Below are 14,600 nucleotides of genomic sequence, written 5' to 3' on the forward strand. Positions count from 1 at the left end.
CAGGAGGAAAAACACTCTGTTACTTTGTCTTTAAAAATCAGCAGCAAGCCGGCAGCAAACATGCAGCAAAAGGGTGAAAAACACTTGCCTACTCCGTCTCCAAAAAGCACCAACGGAGTAAGGAAAATTCTTCTGCCGGCTTGGAGGTATCTATCAAGTCCCTTGACCGATACCTTCAAGGCGCTTGACCGATACCTTCAAGAGGCTTGAAGGATAGCTCCAAGAAAACGGGGTGCGTGCGTGATGCTGCCTATATGCCTGTTTTTGCTTTTTTAGCTTATGGCTGCAAGGCCTCCGCACAGGGCGTTTGGACCTGCTCCCAGCAACGAACAAGAGGGCGAAGGGGATACTTTAATGGCCGCGAACGTAGGTTTTCTTGATAAAAATCAGTAATTTTGCAACCGATATGAACAGACTCTTTCACCGCCGCTTCACCTTAGGGGCCAAGTGTGGCATCACGCTCTGCGTGCTCCTGTGCTGCTACTTCTTCTGGCAGAAGATGGCCTTGCCGGCCGCCGTGCTCATGGTGGTAACGGTTGTGATGGTGGAACGCGTCATCCATTCGACCTATACGTTCGCCGACGGCGAGCTGATTGTAGACCGCGGACGCTTTGCCCGGCGGCTCTGCATACGCACGGGCGACATCGTGAAGTGCACTCCCATGCGGTCGGTTTTCGGCCTCTCGCACTACTTGCTGCTGCAGTACGGCGCCGGACATCTGCTGGCCGTGCAGCCCGAAGACGAGAAGGCCTTTGTCCGCGAGTGGCAGAAGCGGCTGCCGGCCGAGGCCGGCGCACAGCCCGACGGTGAGCCGTAGCCCCGCTGCCGGCACGGCGCATAAACGAAATACAAGTAGATTATGAGATTTTTGAGATATATCCTGCTGCTCTTCTGCATGGCTGCCATGCCCTGCATGGCGCAGATTGAGGAGACGGTAGTTGACGTAGACGACAGCAACGTGGCCGATTCGGCCATGATAGACTCCGTGGCCCGCGACAGCATTCAGCTGCCTTGGCCGCAGTCGGTGCAGGCTCACATCGGCCGACTGCTGCAGAGCGACATGTTTGAAACCAGCCAGGTGGGCCTCATGGTCTTCGACCTGGATGCCGATTCGGCTATCTTCCGCTTCAACGAGCAGCAGTTGTTGCGCCCTGCTTCTACCATGAAGGTGGTTACGGCCATAGCTGCCATCGACCGCCTCGGCGGCTCCTACCAGTTCAAGACCGAGCTTTGCTATACGGGAAAGATAGAAAACGGCACCCTGACGGGCGACGTTTACTGCGTGGGGGGCATGGACCCGCGCTTCAACAGCGACGATATGAATGCCTTTGTTGAGGCTATCCGCAAGATGGGGGTTGACACCATTCGCGGCCGCCTCTATGCCGACAAGAGCATGAAGGACCTCAACCTGCTGGGCGAAGGCTGGTGTTGGGACGACGACAACCCCGTGCTTACGCCGCTGCTCTACGGCCGCAAGGACAAGTTCATGGACCGTTTCGAGCAGCAGTTGCGCGATGCAGGCATCGTGGTGGAGGCCTTTTCGGCCTCCGGACGCAAGCCGGAAGATGCCTACTGCATCGTTTCGCGCTACCATACCATGGACCAGGTGCTCATGCCTATGCTCAAGGAGAGCGACAACCTCTATGCCGAGGCCATGTTCTACCAGCTGGCCGCCAGCGCAGGCAGTCGTCCGGCAACGGCCAAGGACGCCCGGGCAGCGGTCAAGAGGCTCATCAACAAGATTGGACTTGACCCCTCCCGGTACAAGATAGCCGACGGGTCAGGCCTCTCCTTGTATAATTACGTGAGCGCGGAACTGGAGGTCAGGCTGCTGCGTTATGCCTACCAGAACCGCAACATCTACCTGCATCTGCAGCCGGCGCTGCCCGAGGCGGGCGTTGACGGCACGCTGCACTCGCGCATGCAGGGCTCTTTCACCCGCGGCAACGTGCGGGCCAAGACCGGCACTGTTACCGGTATAAGCAGCCTGGCGGGCTATTGCCGTGCCTCGAACGGCCACATGCTCTGCTTTGCCATCATCAACCAAGGGCTCTTACATGGTAAAAACGGACGCGCGTTCCAGGACCGCGTGTGCGAGATACTGTGTGCCCCGTGAGGCTGATGGCGGCTTGCGGCGGGCGCCGTAGGCACGGACAAGAATGTTAACCTGTAGTTTCAACAGCTTATGGACGCAATAAAAGTATTGATAGAGAACATCATCCGCGCCTGCGGAGTGAGTGGGGGAGCGGTTCCGGTGGTACGTCATGTGGCGCTGGCTGTGGTGGCCGTGCTGCTGGCCTGGCTGGCCGAGGCTCTCTGCCGCAGGCTGCTCGTGCCCCTGGTACGCCGCATCACGAGCCGCACTGCCGTGACCTGGGACGACGTTCTCTTCTCTGACAAGGTGCTGCTGGCCTTCTGTCGCGTGGTTCCTGCCGTGGTTATATGGCAGCTGTTGCCGCTGGTGTTCTATCAGTTCCCCACCGCGCGTGAGGTCATCTCACGCCTCACGGCTATCTACATCACCATAGCTACGGCTCACCTGTTCGTGGTTTTCATCAACACTTTTAAGAATCTGGACACTGGCCACGGCACTAACACCCGCCAGTACATGCAGACTTTCTGCGGCGTATTGAAGATATTGCTGCTCTTTGTGGCTGCTATCGTGGTGGTGGCCATTGCCATCAACAGGAGCCCTATGACGCTCCTGGCCGGTCTGGGCGCCACTTCGGCCATACTGATGCTGGTTTTCAAGGACACCATCGAGGGCCTGGTGGCCGGCGTAAGACTGACGAGCAACGACATGCTGCACGTGGGTGACTGGATTACCGTGCCCGCTGCAGGGGCCGACGGAACTGTAGAAGAGATGACCCTGACCACGGTCAAGATACGCAACTTTGACAATACCATCATCACGGTGTCGCCTACGGCACTGGTGAGCGGTTCGTTCCGCAACTGGATTGGCATGCAGCAGAGCCCCGGCAGGCGTGTAAGCCGCAAGCTGCTGTTCGATGTCCGCAGCATTCACTTTACCGATGAGGGCACTACCAACATGACTCTGTTCCGCCAGGCCGTGGAGGATTACCTGCAGGAAAACGAGCTCCTGAACCACGACATGCTCATGATGGTGCGCCAGCTGGAGGTTACCCAGTACGGCATACCGCTGGAGCTGTACTTCTTTCTCAAGGAAAAAGCGTGGAAAGAGTACGAACATCAGCTGGCCGCTATCGTGGAGCACGTGGCGGCCATGACACCGGCTTACGGGCTGCGGCTGGCCGCTCCCGTGCGTACGGCGTAAGAGCAGGGCGGCCCGGAGGCCGCACCTGCGGTTTACTTCTTGGCAGGTTTCTCCCTGCGGAAGGTCTCCGACTTAATCGTCAGGGCGCTCTCCTTGGTGTCGAGCATGGCGTCCTCCGTTACGGGAGCATCGATGCCGGGGCGTTGTAGCGACAGGGCAGCAATGCCTTCGCCCTTCTGCACCAGCTCCCAATGGTCGTATTCCTTGGCCATGTTCTTGGTTTTGGCGGTGCCGTCGGCATTGAGCGTTATCACTTTTGAGCCGTCAAAGCTCTTGTAGTCGCCGGCGTTGGCTTTCATGAAGGCCGTGTCTATGGGCTCACTTTCGGCCTCCGCAGGTTGCGGGGCGGCCGGAGTCTTCCCGCCGCCGCATGCTGACAGCGCCAGCAAGGCTGCTGCCGCAAAGCTGTAAAATGCTTTTTTCATATTGCTGTAGGTTGGTTATGCTGGGGCAAAAATATAAAATAAAGCCCTGCGGACAAAACGAAACGTGGCTTTTATGTTATTTTAAGAGAGCCTGCGCAGCCTCCGCCCGGGCCGCTGCAGCACCGTGAGAACCCGGTCTGCAGACGCGTGCCGGCGGCTAATTGCAATCATCACAAAATGAAAAAAAATACAGTCAAGGCGTTCGGCGCATTGTTTTTTTTCGTATCTTTGTTGTCGGAAGTAAACCAATTTACATACATCATTATGATATCAAACGCTTTACAGGATGCCCTGAACGGGCAAATCGTTAACGAGATTTTCTCGGCTAACATGTATCTATCTATGTCTTTCTACTTTGAACAGGAAGGTTTCGACGGCTTCTCCAACTGGATGAAGAAGCAGTCGGCAGAAGAAATGGACCACGCCTACCAAATGGCAAGCTACGTCATCAAGCGCGGCGGCACCGCCGTTGTGGGCCAGATTCCTGCCGTAAAGCAGACTTGGAACTCTCCGCTCGATGCCTTCGAGGATGCCTACAAGCACGAGTGCCACGTGAGCAAGCTCATTGACAAGCTGCTGGACCAGGCAGTTGCCGAGGGCGACAAGGCCACAGAGGACTTCCTCTGGCAGTTTGTACGCGAGCAGGTAGAGGAAGAAGCCACCGCCAGCGGCATCGTTGACCGCATCAAACGCATGGGCGACAGCGCCATCTTCAATCTCGACGAGCAGTACGGCAAGCGCGCCTGACGACGCATCTTGCCACCAGAACATAGGGGGACGGGCCGCAGGGCTCGTCCCCTTTTTAGTTGTTGCCGTCCGTCCGTTGCCCGAGTAAGGGTGGCGGAGCTATCGTTCAAGGCGCTTGAAGCTATGCTTCAACGTCCTTGAACGATAGCTTCAAGCGCCTTGAACGGCATCTTCGGCAATACGACGGATGCCTGTTGGGGCAACAGGCTGTTATACAGAGACTTATGAGAGCATGCCGGCTGCGGTGCAAGTTGCAGTATAGGCAATGAAAAAGGCGAACCTCCGGGAGGCTCGCCTTTTTCGTATCATGTGGCGGGTTGTGCTTTATTCGGCAGCAACTTCTTCTTCCTCGACGGCGCGGAAGCTGTCCAAATCTTCGGCACTGAAGGCCTTGATGTAGGCCGTGTGGCCGATAACCTCTTCTTCGGTCATGCGAACGAACACGTTGGCGCTCTTCTTGAAGAGCTCCGGAGCCTTGCTGGCGTCGGCTATGATGAGCAGAGACTCGATGATGCCTGCCGTCATGTCGTACAGACGACGTGCGAGGAAGTCCTGCTCGTCCTGGTTTCCGTCGGCCTTAATCTTTTCGAGTGCCTCCTCGTAGAGTGCCACCAGCTTGGCTACACGCTCCTTGAGCGGCTTCATGCAGTCGCAAACTTCCTCGTCGAGCATCTCGTTCATAATCTGGAGATAGGTGCCGTTGGTGATGTAGCGGATGGCAGCAACGACCTGGAGCTGGGTTGTTCCCTCGTAGATGGAGAAGATGCGGGCGTCGCGGTAGAGGCGTTGGCTCTTGTATTCCATGATGAAGCCCGAGCCTCCATGTACGGAGATGGCGTCGTAGGCGTTCTGGTTTGAGTATTCGGAGTTCATGCCCTTGGCCAGCGGTGTGAAGGCATCGGCCAGCCGGGTGTACTTTTTCATCTCCTGGCGTTCCTCGGGCGAGAGTTTCTCTTCGCGCGAGATGTCTTCCAGAGTCTTGTAGAGATCGACGTAGCGGGCTGTCTGGTAGAGCAGACTTCGGCCTGCATCGAGCTTTGCCTTCATGCGGCTGAGCATGTCGTAAACGGCCGGCATGGTGATAATCTTCTTGCCGAACTGCTGCCGTTCCTTAGCATAAGCGAGGGCTTCGTTATAGGCTTCCTGCTCTACACCTACGCTCTGTGCGGCTATGCCCAGGCGGGCGCCGTTCATCAGGGCCATCACGTACTTGATGAGTCCCATGCGGGTGTTGCCGCAGAGTTCTGCCTTGGCGTTCTTGTAAACGAGCTCGCAGGTCGGTGAACCGTGGATGCCGAGCTTGTGCTCGATGTGACGGACGTCCACACCGCCATTACGTTTGTCGTAAATAAACATGGACAGGCCGCGGCCATCACGTGTTCCATCTTCCGAACGGGCCAGAACAAGGTGTATGTCAGAGTCGCCGTTGGTGATAAAACGCTTCACTCCGTTCAGTCGCCAGGTGCCGTCGGCATCCTGTGTGGCCTTGAGCATGACGCGCTGCAGGTCGCTGCCGGCGTCCGGTTCGGTAAGGTCCATGCTCATGGTAGCGCCTGCACACACCATTGGGATGTACTTCTGTCGCTGTTCCTCGTTGCCGAACTCGTACAAGGTGTCGATACAACTCTGCAATGACCAGATGTTCTGGAAGCCGGCATCGGCAGCAGAGATGACCTCGGAGAGCATGGAGAACACCACGTTAGGCAGGTTGAGGCCGCCGTAACGGCGTGGCATGGAGATGCCCCAGAGGCCTGCCTTGCGCGTTGCATCAAGGTTCTCGAAGGTCTTGGAGGCGTAAACCATGCGCTTGTTCTCCAGGTGCGGGCCTTCCTGGTCAACGGCTTCAGCGTTCGGCTCGATGATGTTGGCAGCCACGTCGCCCGTTATTTCGAGTATGCGTTCATAGTTCTCGATGGCGTCCTCGTAGTTAACGGGGGCGTCTTCGAACTTATCTTTGTCGGCATAGTTGCGCTCTTTGAGGTCAACGATGCGCTTCATCAGAGGGTGGTTCAGGTGGAACCCTATCTCCGGATGGTCACTATAATAATTTGCCATACTTGTTTTTGTTGTGAGAAGTCAGGAAGTTAAGGAAGATGAAAGAAGTTAAGCCGATGGTTCCGGGCTACAACACGTTGCTGTAATTGTGATTGATGATGCCCTGAACAAAAGCATTGAGAAGCTTGCTAACCTCTTCTATTTCCGCCGTCATGCTATAGTAAGATTCTTCGGATACATATTTCAGGTCTTTGGACAGCAGGATGTAGTACCTACATTCTTCCAAACTGTCTTGCGATATATTCATGAAACGCAACTTGTCTGCCTTACTTATCTTCTTTGAACCTTCGGCTATGTTTGCCGGAATAGAAACAGCAGCACGCTGGAACTGTGACGACAGGCCGTATTTCTCGAACTCCGGGAAGTCTCGTGTACACCTGTACACGTCCAGAACGAACTGGTGAGCCTTCTGAAAAACGAATATATTGCGGATGTCATAGCCCATACCAATGGCTTTATCTACTTTAACTTCTTTATCTACTTTAACTTCTTAAACTCCTCGATGATGATTACTTGGAATTTTGCTTGTAATATTTAATCAGCTTGGGAACAACTTCTTCAACCGTGCCGTTGATGACATAGTCGGCTATCTTGTTGATGGGAGCGTCGGGGTCGTTGTTGATGGAGATGATGATGCCTGCATCCTGCATGCCTGCAATGTGCTGTATCTGGCCGCTGATGCCGCAGGCAATGTACACCTTGGGGTGCACCGTTACGCCCGTTTGGCCAATCTGGCGGTCGTGGTCGGCCCATCCTGCATCTACGGCGGCACGACTTGCGCCCACTTCTCCGTGCAGTTCCTTGGCCAGTTCGAACAGTTTGTCGAAGCCTTCCTTGCTGCCCATGCCGTATCCTCCTGCCACAACGATGGGTGCACCCTTAAGGTTATGCTTGGCGGCTTCTACATGGCGGTCGATGACTTTTACCACATAATCGGTCGTGGGCACGTATTTGGCCACCTCGGGATAAACCACCTCGCCCTTAGCCTGGCCGCTGTAAACGGCCTTCTGCATTACGCCGGAGCGCACGGTAGCCATCTGCGGCCGGTGGTCGGGGTTCACAATGGTGGCCACGATGTTGCCACCGAAGGCGGGACGTATCTGGTACAGCAGGTTCTCATAGTGCTGGCCGGTTTTCTTCTCGTCGTAGTCGCCAATCTCCAACTGCGTACAATCGGCAGTAAGTCCTGACGTGAGCGACGACGAAACGCGCGGACCCAGGTCGCGGCCAATGACGGTTGCGCCCATGAGAGCTATCTGCGGCTGCTCCTCCTTGAAGAGATTTACCAGGATGTCGGTATGCGGAGCCGACGTGTAAGGGAAGAGGCCGTCGGCATCGAACACAAATAATTTGTCCACGCCGTAGGGCAGTATCTGGTCTTCTACCTTGCCCTTGATGCCTGTTCCGGCAACAACGGCGTTGAGATCTACGCCAAGCTCGTTGGCCAGTTTGCGCCCTTTGGTGAGCAGCTCCTGCGATACTTCGGCAACGGTTGTGCCTTCTACCTCGCAATATACAAATACATTATTCATCAGCCAATAATCTTTTCGTCCAACAATTCTTTCACCAGGCTCTCTACATCGGCATCAGATGCACTGAGCGTTTTGCTCTCCTTGGCCTGGAACACAATGTTCTGCACGGCCTTCACCTTAGTAGGAGAGCCGGCCAAGCCACACTGCTGCGGGTCACCATCTACGTCGGCAACCGACCACTGGTTAAGTGTAAGGTACGGGCGCTGCTCGTACAGGGTGGCCCAAGGCTCGTTGCCGGTGCGCTCCATGGGGCAGGTGGCGTACTTGTACTTCATGACCAGCTTGGCGTTGCACGGACGGCAGGGAGCCGCGCTGCCGTTAACGGTGATGACAACGGGCAGCGGAGCCTCTACAGTCTCCACGCCCCCGTCGATGTGGCGGCGTATGGTAGCCACGCCGTTCTCTACATTGAGCACCTCTTCGGCATAGGTAACCTGGTTCAGACCCAGCTTCTGGGCCACCTGAGGGCCTACCTGTGCCGTGTCGCCATCGATGGCCTGGCGGCCTCCGAGCACGATGTCAACGTCGCCAATCTTCCGTATGGCGGTAGCCAGAGCATAAGAAGTGGCCAGCGTGTCGGCGCCGGCAAAGAGGCGGTCGGTAAGCAGCCAACCCGTGTCGGTGCCGCGATAAAGCCCCTGACGGATGATTTCTCCGGCACGCGGAGGGCCCATCGTCAGTATGCCTACAGTGGAACCCGGGTTCTGCTCCTTCAGCCGAAGGGCCTGCTCCAGGGCGTTCAAGTCTTCTGGATTGAAGATTGCAGGCAGTGCCGCACGGTTGACAGTGCCTTCGGCTGTCATGGCATCCTTGCCTACATTTCTTGTGTCTGGTACCTGCTTGGCAAGTACAACAATTTTCAAACTCATAAGGATCTATTAAATAATTGTGAAATCGCTTCTTTTGATTTATTCGGGCGCAAAATTACTAACTTTTTACTTCTTGGCCAAATTAATGCTTTTAAAAATGCACAAATGGCCTCCGGATGTGCACAAACGATGGCTTTTGTGCAATAAAGGCCTCTTTCAGCCTCTTTGTTTGATGTTAGCAGGAACTTTCGACAAGTGTCGCACGATCGTGCGACACCTGTCAAACAATCGTGCGACACTTGTCGAAAGTTCCCGAAGGTATCCTTCGGCACCGCCGCCCGAGGTAAAAAGGACGGCAAACAATGTGGGCAAATGCTTCGCGGAATCGTTTTTTTCCATTATCTTTGCAATATGATAGATAGGCAGACAGTTGAAAAGATAAAGGAGGCTGCCAACATCGTGGATGTGGTCTCCGAGTTCGTGACGCTCCGCAAGAGCGGTTCGAACTACAAGGGGCTGTGTCCTTTCCACAATGAAAAGACCCCCTCGTTCTACGTTTCGCCTGCCCGAGGCACGTGCCACTGCTTTGGTTGCGGCAAAGGGGGCAACTCCATCGGCTTCATCATGGAGCACGAACAGATGAGTTACCCCGAGGCACTGCGCTGGCTGGCCAGCAAATACCACATTGAGATACAGGAACGGGAACTCAGCGACGAAGAACGGCGCGAGCAGAGCGAACGCGAGAGCATGTTCATCGTGAACGAGTGGGCCAACAGCTACTTCCAGGAGCTGCTCCACAACCACGTAGATGGCGTGGCCGTGGGCATGCAGTATTACCGCAGCCGCGGCTTTCGCGACGACACCATCCGCAGGTTCCAGCTCGGCTTCGACCTCACCGACCGCCGCTCCTTGCCTGCTACGGCGCTGGGCAAGGGCTACAAGGAGGAGTTTCTCATCAAGACCGGGCTCTGTTACAAGACCGACCGCGGCGAGCTCATCGACCGCTTTGCGGGCCGCGTCATCTTCCCTTGGATAGGCGTGAGCGGCAAGGTGGTGGGCTTCTCGGCCCGCGTGCTGGACTCCAGAACCAAGGGTGTGAACCAGAAGTACGTGAACTCGCCCGAGTCGGAAATCTACCACAAGGACCACGAACTGTACGGTATATACCAGGCAAAGAAGTCGATAGCAAAGGAAGACCGCGTGTACATGGTCGAAGGACAGGCCGACGTGATTTCCATGAGCCAGTGTGGAATAGAGAACGTGGTGGCCAACTCGGGCACTGCTCTCAGCATTCACCAGATACACATGCTGCACCGCTTCACGTCGAATATCACGCTCCTGTACGATGGAGACGCTGCCGGCATCCATGCGGCGCTGCGAGGAACGGACATGCTGCTGCAAGAAGGCATGAACTTGAAGATTGTTTTGCTGCCTGACGGCAACGACCCCGACAGCTTTGCACGCAATCACACGGCCTCGGACTTCAAGACCTACATCGAAGAAAACCAGGTTGACTTCATCCAGTTCAAGACAGACTTGCTACTGAAGAACGAGCGCGACCCGGCCAAGCGGGCCGAGGCCATCGACTCCATCGTGCAGTCCATATCCGTGGTGCTGAACCCCATCCTGCGCGATACCTATCTGCATGACTGCGCCCAGCGCATAGGCATCAGCGAGTCGACGCTCATCAGCCAGATGAACCGCATGATACGCAACAACCAGGAACGGCAGCGCGGCGGCCAGGTGCCGGCACCCGAGCAGGCTCCCACAGCGCCCCCGCGGCCGCAGCAGGCCTTGCCGGTGCAGCAGGCCGACAAGGTGGAGCAGATGCTCGTGCAGCTCGTGATACGCAGCGGCGAGCAGATTATCTTCCCGAACGTGGAGGACGAGAACGGCAAGGTGTACAACCTGTCGGTTGCGCAGTACATACACTACAACCTGAGTGCCGACGGACTCAAGTTCCACGACGAGCTTTTCAACCGCATCTTGCAGGAAGCCGTGGACCACCAGGCCGCTGGCGGCTTCAAGGCCGAGGACTACTTCGTGCACCATCCCGATATAGACATCAGCCGGCTGGCGGTAGACATGAGCGTGGACCGCTATCAGCTGACAGGCGAAGACAAGGAGTTGCAGGCCGCGCGCAATGAAGACGAGCGCAAGATGAAGGAGACCAACCGCCTCACGGCACTGCGTAACCAGGTTCAACACTTGATTCTCGACTTCCGGATGGACTACGTGGAGCAGCATCTCAAGGACCTCAAGCGCGAGATATCGCAGTCGGCAGGCGACGCCGGGAAGCTCTCCCGCCTGCTCCGGGAGTTCCAGGAAACGCAGCTTATACGCAATCGGCTGGCCAAGGAACTGGGCAATGACATCATCGTCTAAATAATCTGAAAAGGTTTGCGGTTACAGAAAAAAACGCTATATTTGTAAATGGAATGAGCTACACGTACGGGTGGATAATCCTGAGCGGCGTTATGGCTCTGGTCGTAACGCTGGCTTGGCTGGTGCTGAAAGGCAACTTGCGCATCAGGCAGCAGCCCCGTGTGCGTACGCCCGAGCAGCTCAAGAAACTCGTCTCGGCAGCCCTGCACCAGCTGAACTGCCGCTGCGAGTGGAAGAAAGACCAGGAGACGCTCTACGGGAGGTACGATTACCAGAGCGGACACTTCCGCATCCGCATCGAGAAAGATACGCCTTACGTGCAGCTCTCGTACCTGTTCTTCTTCTCAACCGGTGCCGGCAACCTCGGCATCGTGCGCGATGTGTGCAACCAGTGCAACCTCAACGCATCGCTTATCCGCGTGGTCTACACCACCAACGAGAAGGAATACAAGGTCGACGTGCACATTCTGGCGGGCCTCTTCCTGACCGAAGGCAATGCCAAGGGCATGCTGACGGACGTCATGACGGATGTCTTCAGCTGGCAGAACATGTTCAGCAAGCGCTTTGACGAACTGCTCAACCGCCATGCCGGGGAGCAGATGCCCGACAGCGAGGCACGCAGCATGGTCTGGAAACGTGAATATTACCTGCTCCGGGAGCAGGAGATGCTGCACCAGCAGGCCGGGTCGGACTGGCGCGAGGGCGACTACAGCCGTCGCATCACCGTGGGTCAGCTGCTCGGCAGGGCACTGGGTGTGGCCGACTTCAGGCCTGTGGAGCTGCGCATGGCCGAAGATGACGGCTTCAGTTTGCAGCAATCGGAAGCCGAGATACGCCGTTATCCGGTCTCGGAGGCCATCCTCGGGCCCCAGGCCAATCATTCGGACGATGCCCACTGCAGCTTTATCCGCCCCGAGGCAACCCTATACCTTACTTATTATGACAACGCGCAGCCCCGCCGCAAGCGGCTGCTCACCATCCATCTGCTCAGCGGCGAGGCCACTGAGGGAGCGCTGTATTACCGCATCACGCTGTCGGTTGTTCCGCAGGATGCAAGTCCCGCCACGCCCGTAGGCAGCCGTAACAATCGGCTGCATGCCGTCTCCTTTGTGGCTGCTTACGATTTGGAGTCCACCCGCCGGCAGCAAAGCAAGTTCCTCTATCTGTGGAAAGATGCCCTCGACAAGAAACAGAAAGGCAACGACGATGAGCTTTCCGAGGAGCAGCGGCTCATCTGCAACTGCGTTGACGAGCAGCTCGCGCAGTTCATCTTCCAAGGTCACCAGCTCTTTCTGGCCCGTCGTTACTACGAAGCCCTGCCCAGTTTGGTCGAGGCTTGCGGCATTATGCAGGGCCAGTTTGGGCAGATGCGGCAGGAGATGCGTGCCGTTTTCTACGAGGTTTGCTACTTCATCGGCTTCTGTTACGGCGCTCTGCACCGTTACGAGCTGGCCTATTACTATCTGGAAATAACCCTGCCGCTGCACCGCATCAACTATACGGAGGAGTACATCAACTGTCTGGTCAACGGCGGCGACCATCGCGCAATGGATGTTATCGATGCGTTGACGCAGGAGATGCGCAAGGTTATCAGCGACGAAGAGGAGCCCCTGGCTGCCAATGTCGCCTTCCTCAACTTCCTGAAGCGGCGCAAGGCCTACGTCTACATTGACCGGCAGAACTACGATGCGGCCGAGGCAATGCTCAAACGGATGCTCGACGACCCTGCCAACAGCGACTTTGCCATCAGCGAACTGGCCTATATCCGGAAGCTGAGGGAGCTGGAAGCCGACCGCAAATGAAGCAACCTAAAGCGAAGAAAGGAGCCGTCAGCATTCAGTAACCCTATCATCACCCACCACCCATCACCCCATCACCCACCACCCATCACCCCATCACCCAAATGATTTACATCCACTGGATTTCCTTAGTCATCTATGCAGTCATCATCATTGGTACCATGCTGGCCGTTGTCATGGACAACCGCCAGCCGGCAAAGACCATGGCATGGCTGCTGGTGTTGTGGTTCCTGCCCCTTGTGGGTATCGTGCTGTACTTCTTCTTCGGGCAGAACACCCGCAAGGAGAGGTTCATCAGCCAGCGCAGTCTTGACGAGCTGACCAAACGAAGCATGCTGGAGTTTGCCGAACAGCGCAACCTCCGCCTGCCCGAGAGCCACAAGGCGCTCATGCAACTCTATACCAACCAGAGTATGGCGCTGCCCTTCAAGGACAACGAAGTGAAGATTTACACTTCCGGCTACGAGTTTTTTCCGGCCCTGCTTGCCGCCATCGGGCATGCCCGCCATCACATCCATCTGGTTTCCTTCATCTTCAACGACGACCCGCTGGGCCGCCTTGTGGCCGATGCACTCATAGACAAGGCGCGCGAGGGGGTTGAGGTACGTGTCATTTACGACGATGTGGGCAACTGGAAAGTGCGCAGTTCGTTCTTTGAACGGATGCGTGATGCCGGCATCGACGTGCATGCGTTCATGCCGGTCAAGTTTCCCGCCTTTACCAGTAAGGCCAACTACCGTAACCACCGCAAGCTGTGCATCGTCGACGGGAAGGTTGGTTTCATCGGCGGTATGAACATCGCGCTGCGTTATGTCAAAGGAACACCGAAGCAGCCTTGGCGCGACGCCCACCTGCGTATTGTGGGGGGAGCCGTTTATGCCATACAGCGGGCGTTTCTGGTCGACTGGTATTTTTGCGACCGCACGCTCATTACCGACCGCAAATACTATCCTGAACCCGACGAATACGTGGACAACGACTGCCTGGCTCAGGTCGTTACGAGCAGTCCCATCTCTGCTTGGCCCGAAATCATGCAGGGCTATGTGCGCATTCTTCTTGAGGCCAAGCGTTACGTTTTCATGGAGTCGCCCTACTTTCTGCCCACCGAACCCATCCTTTTTGCCATGCGCACGGCGGCCTTGGCGGGCGTAGACGTAAGGCTGATGGTGCCTTTGCGCGGCGACAGCCGCATCGTTGACTGGGCCAGCCGTTCCTATTTACAGGAAGCGGCAGAGGCCGGCGTCAAGGTGTATCTGTACAAGGCAGGCTTTAACCACTCCAAACTGCTCATCAGCGACGACTCACTCTGCACCTGCGGTTCAACCAATGTAGACTTCCGGAGCTTTGAACATAACTTCGAGTCGAATGTGTTTTTCTACCACGAAGGCATGGCGCTGAGAATGAAAAAAGTCTTTCTGGACGACCAGAAAGACTGCATCATGATAGACGAGCTGATGATGAAAGAGCGCCGGCCCTATCTTCACCGGCTGTGGGAGAGCCTCATCAGGCTCCTCTCGCCCCTGCTCTGAAACGGGCAGACCGCTTTTCCCGCC

Annotated in this window: 12 protein-coding genes; 7 read left to right on the forward strand and 5 right to left on the reverse strand. The window is 56.3% G+C overall.

The genetic code is table 11. The annotated features are described in order from the left end of the window. Positions 1-406: 406 nt before the first annotated feature. The 3 genes from BMW31_RS07895 to BMW31_RS07905 all read left to right on the forward strand — a co-directional run bounded on the left by BMW31_RS07895 (position 407) and on the right by BMW31_RS07905 (position 3,295). A complete protein-coding gene (locus BMW31_RS07895) occupies positions 407-817 on the forward strand; it encodes a PH domain-containing protein (RefSeq protein ID WP_091823674.1) in 411 nt (136 codons plus the stop codon). 42 nt (positions 818-859) lie between these two features. Further along, complete coding sequence (dacB, locus tag BMW31_RS07900) at positions 860-2,116, forward strand: D-alanyl-D-alanine carboxypeptidase/D-alanyl-D-alanine endopeptidase (protein ID WP_091823677.1); 1,257 nt, start codon at positions 860-862, stop codon at positions 2,114-2,116. 69 nt (positions 2,117-2,185) lie between these two features. Further along, complete coding sequence (locus tag BMW31_RS07905) at positions 2,186-3,295, forward strand: mechanosensitive ion channel family protein (protein ID WP_091823680.1); 1,110 nt, start codon at positions 2,186-2,188, stop codon at positions 3,293-3,295. A 32-nt stretch (positions 3,296-3,327) separates the two neighbouring features. On the opposite strand, the gene BMW31_RS07910 is transcribed toward BMW31_RS07905, so the two are convergent. Further along, positions 3,328-3,720, reverse strand: a complete 393-nt coding sequence (locus BMW31_RS07910; protein WP_091823682.1) for a hypothetical protein — start codon at positions 3,718-3,720, stop codon at positions 3,328-3,330. Between the two features lie 264 nt (positions 3,721-3,984). On the opposite strand from BMW31_RS07910, the gene BMW31_RS07915 reads away from it, so the two are divergent. Then, positions 3,985-4,467 carry a ferritin gene (locus BMW31_RS07915; RefSeq protein ID WP_091823685.1) on the forward strand — a complete coding sequence of 161 codons (483 nt, stop codon included), beginning with the start codon at positions 3,985-3,987 and terminating at the stop codon, positions 4,465-4,467. A 324-nt stretch (positions 4,468-4,791) separates the two neighbouring features. Here BMW31_RS07915 and BMW31_RS07920 read toward each other — a convergent pair whose 3' ends face one another. From BMW31_RS07920 to BMW31_RS07935, 4 genes are all read right to left on the reverse strand, one after another. Then, a complete protein-coding gene (locus BMW31_RS07920; protein WP_091823688.1) occupies positions 4,792-6,522 on the reverse strand; it encodes an acyl-CoA dehydrogenase family protein in 1,731 nt (576 codons plus the stop codon). A 67-nt stretch (positions 6,523-6,589) separates the two neighbouring features. Beyond that, complete coding sequence (locus BMW31_RS07925; protein ID WP_091823691.1) at positions 6,590-6,967, reverse strand: four helix bundle protein; 378 nt, start codon at positions 6,965-6,967, stop codon at positions 6,590-6,592. A gap of 64 nt (positions 6,968-7,031) precedes the next feature. Beyond that, complete coding sequence (locus BMW31_RS07930) at positions 7,032-8,054, reverse strand: electron transfer flavoprotein subunit alpha/FixB family protein (protein ID WP_091823694.1); 1,023 nt, start codon at positions 8,052-8,054, stop codon at positions 7,032-7,034. Continuing rightward, the gene (locus tag BMW31_RS07935; protein ID WP_091823698.1) at positions 8,054-8,923 is read right to left on the reverse strand and encodes an electron transfer flavoprotein subunit beta/FixA family protein; all 870 of its coding nucleotides are present in this window, start codon (positions 8,921-8,923) and stop codon (positions 8,054-8,056) included. Before BMW31_RS07935 ends, BMW31_RS07930 begins: the two co-directional genes overlap by 1 nt. Positions 8,924-9,274: 351 nt before the next feature. On the opposite strand from BMW31_RS07935, the gene dnaG reads away from it, so the two are divergent. From dnaG to cls, 3 genes are all read left to right on the forward strand, one after another. After that, positions 9,275-11,248 (forward strand): DNA primase, encoded by a 1,974-nt coding sequence (gene dnaG, locus BMW31_RS07940; protein WP_091823701.1) that lies wholly within the window; start codon positions 9,275-9,277, stop codon positions 11,246-11,248. Positions 11,249-11,301: 53 nt separating this feature from the next. Further along, a complete protein-coding gene (locus tag BMW31_RS07945) occupies positions 11,302-13,050 on the forward strand; it encodes a hypothetical protein (protein ID WP_091823706.1) in 1,749 nt (582 codons plus the stop codon). A gap of 101 nt (positions 13,051-13,151) precedes the next feature. Next, on the forward strand, positions 13,152-14,576 hold the full coding sequence (cls, locus tag BMW31_RS07950) for a cardiolipin synthase (RefSeq protein ID WP_091823710.1): 1,425 nt from the start codon (positions 13,152-13,154) through the stop codon (positions 14,574-14,576). The last annotated feature ends 24 nt before the right edge of the window (positions 14,577-14,600 follow it).

Source organism: Prevotella sp. kh1p2, from assembly GCF_900111525.1.
Classification (GTDB): Bacteria; Bacteroidota; Bacteroidia; order Bacteroidales; family Bacteroidaceae; genus Prevotella.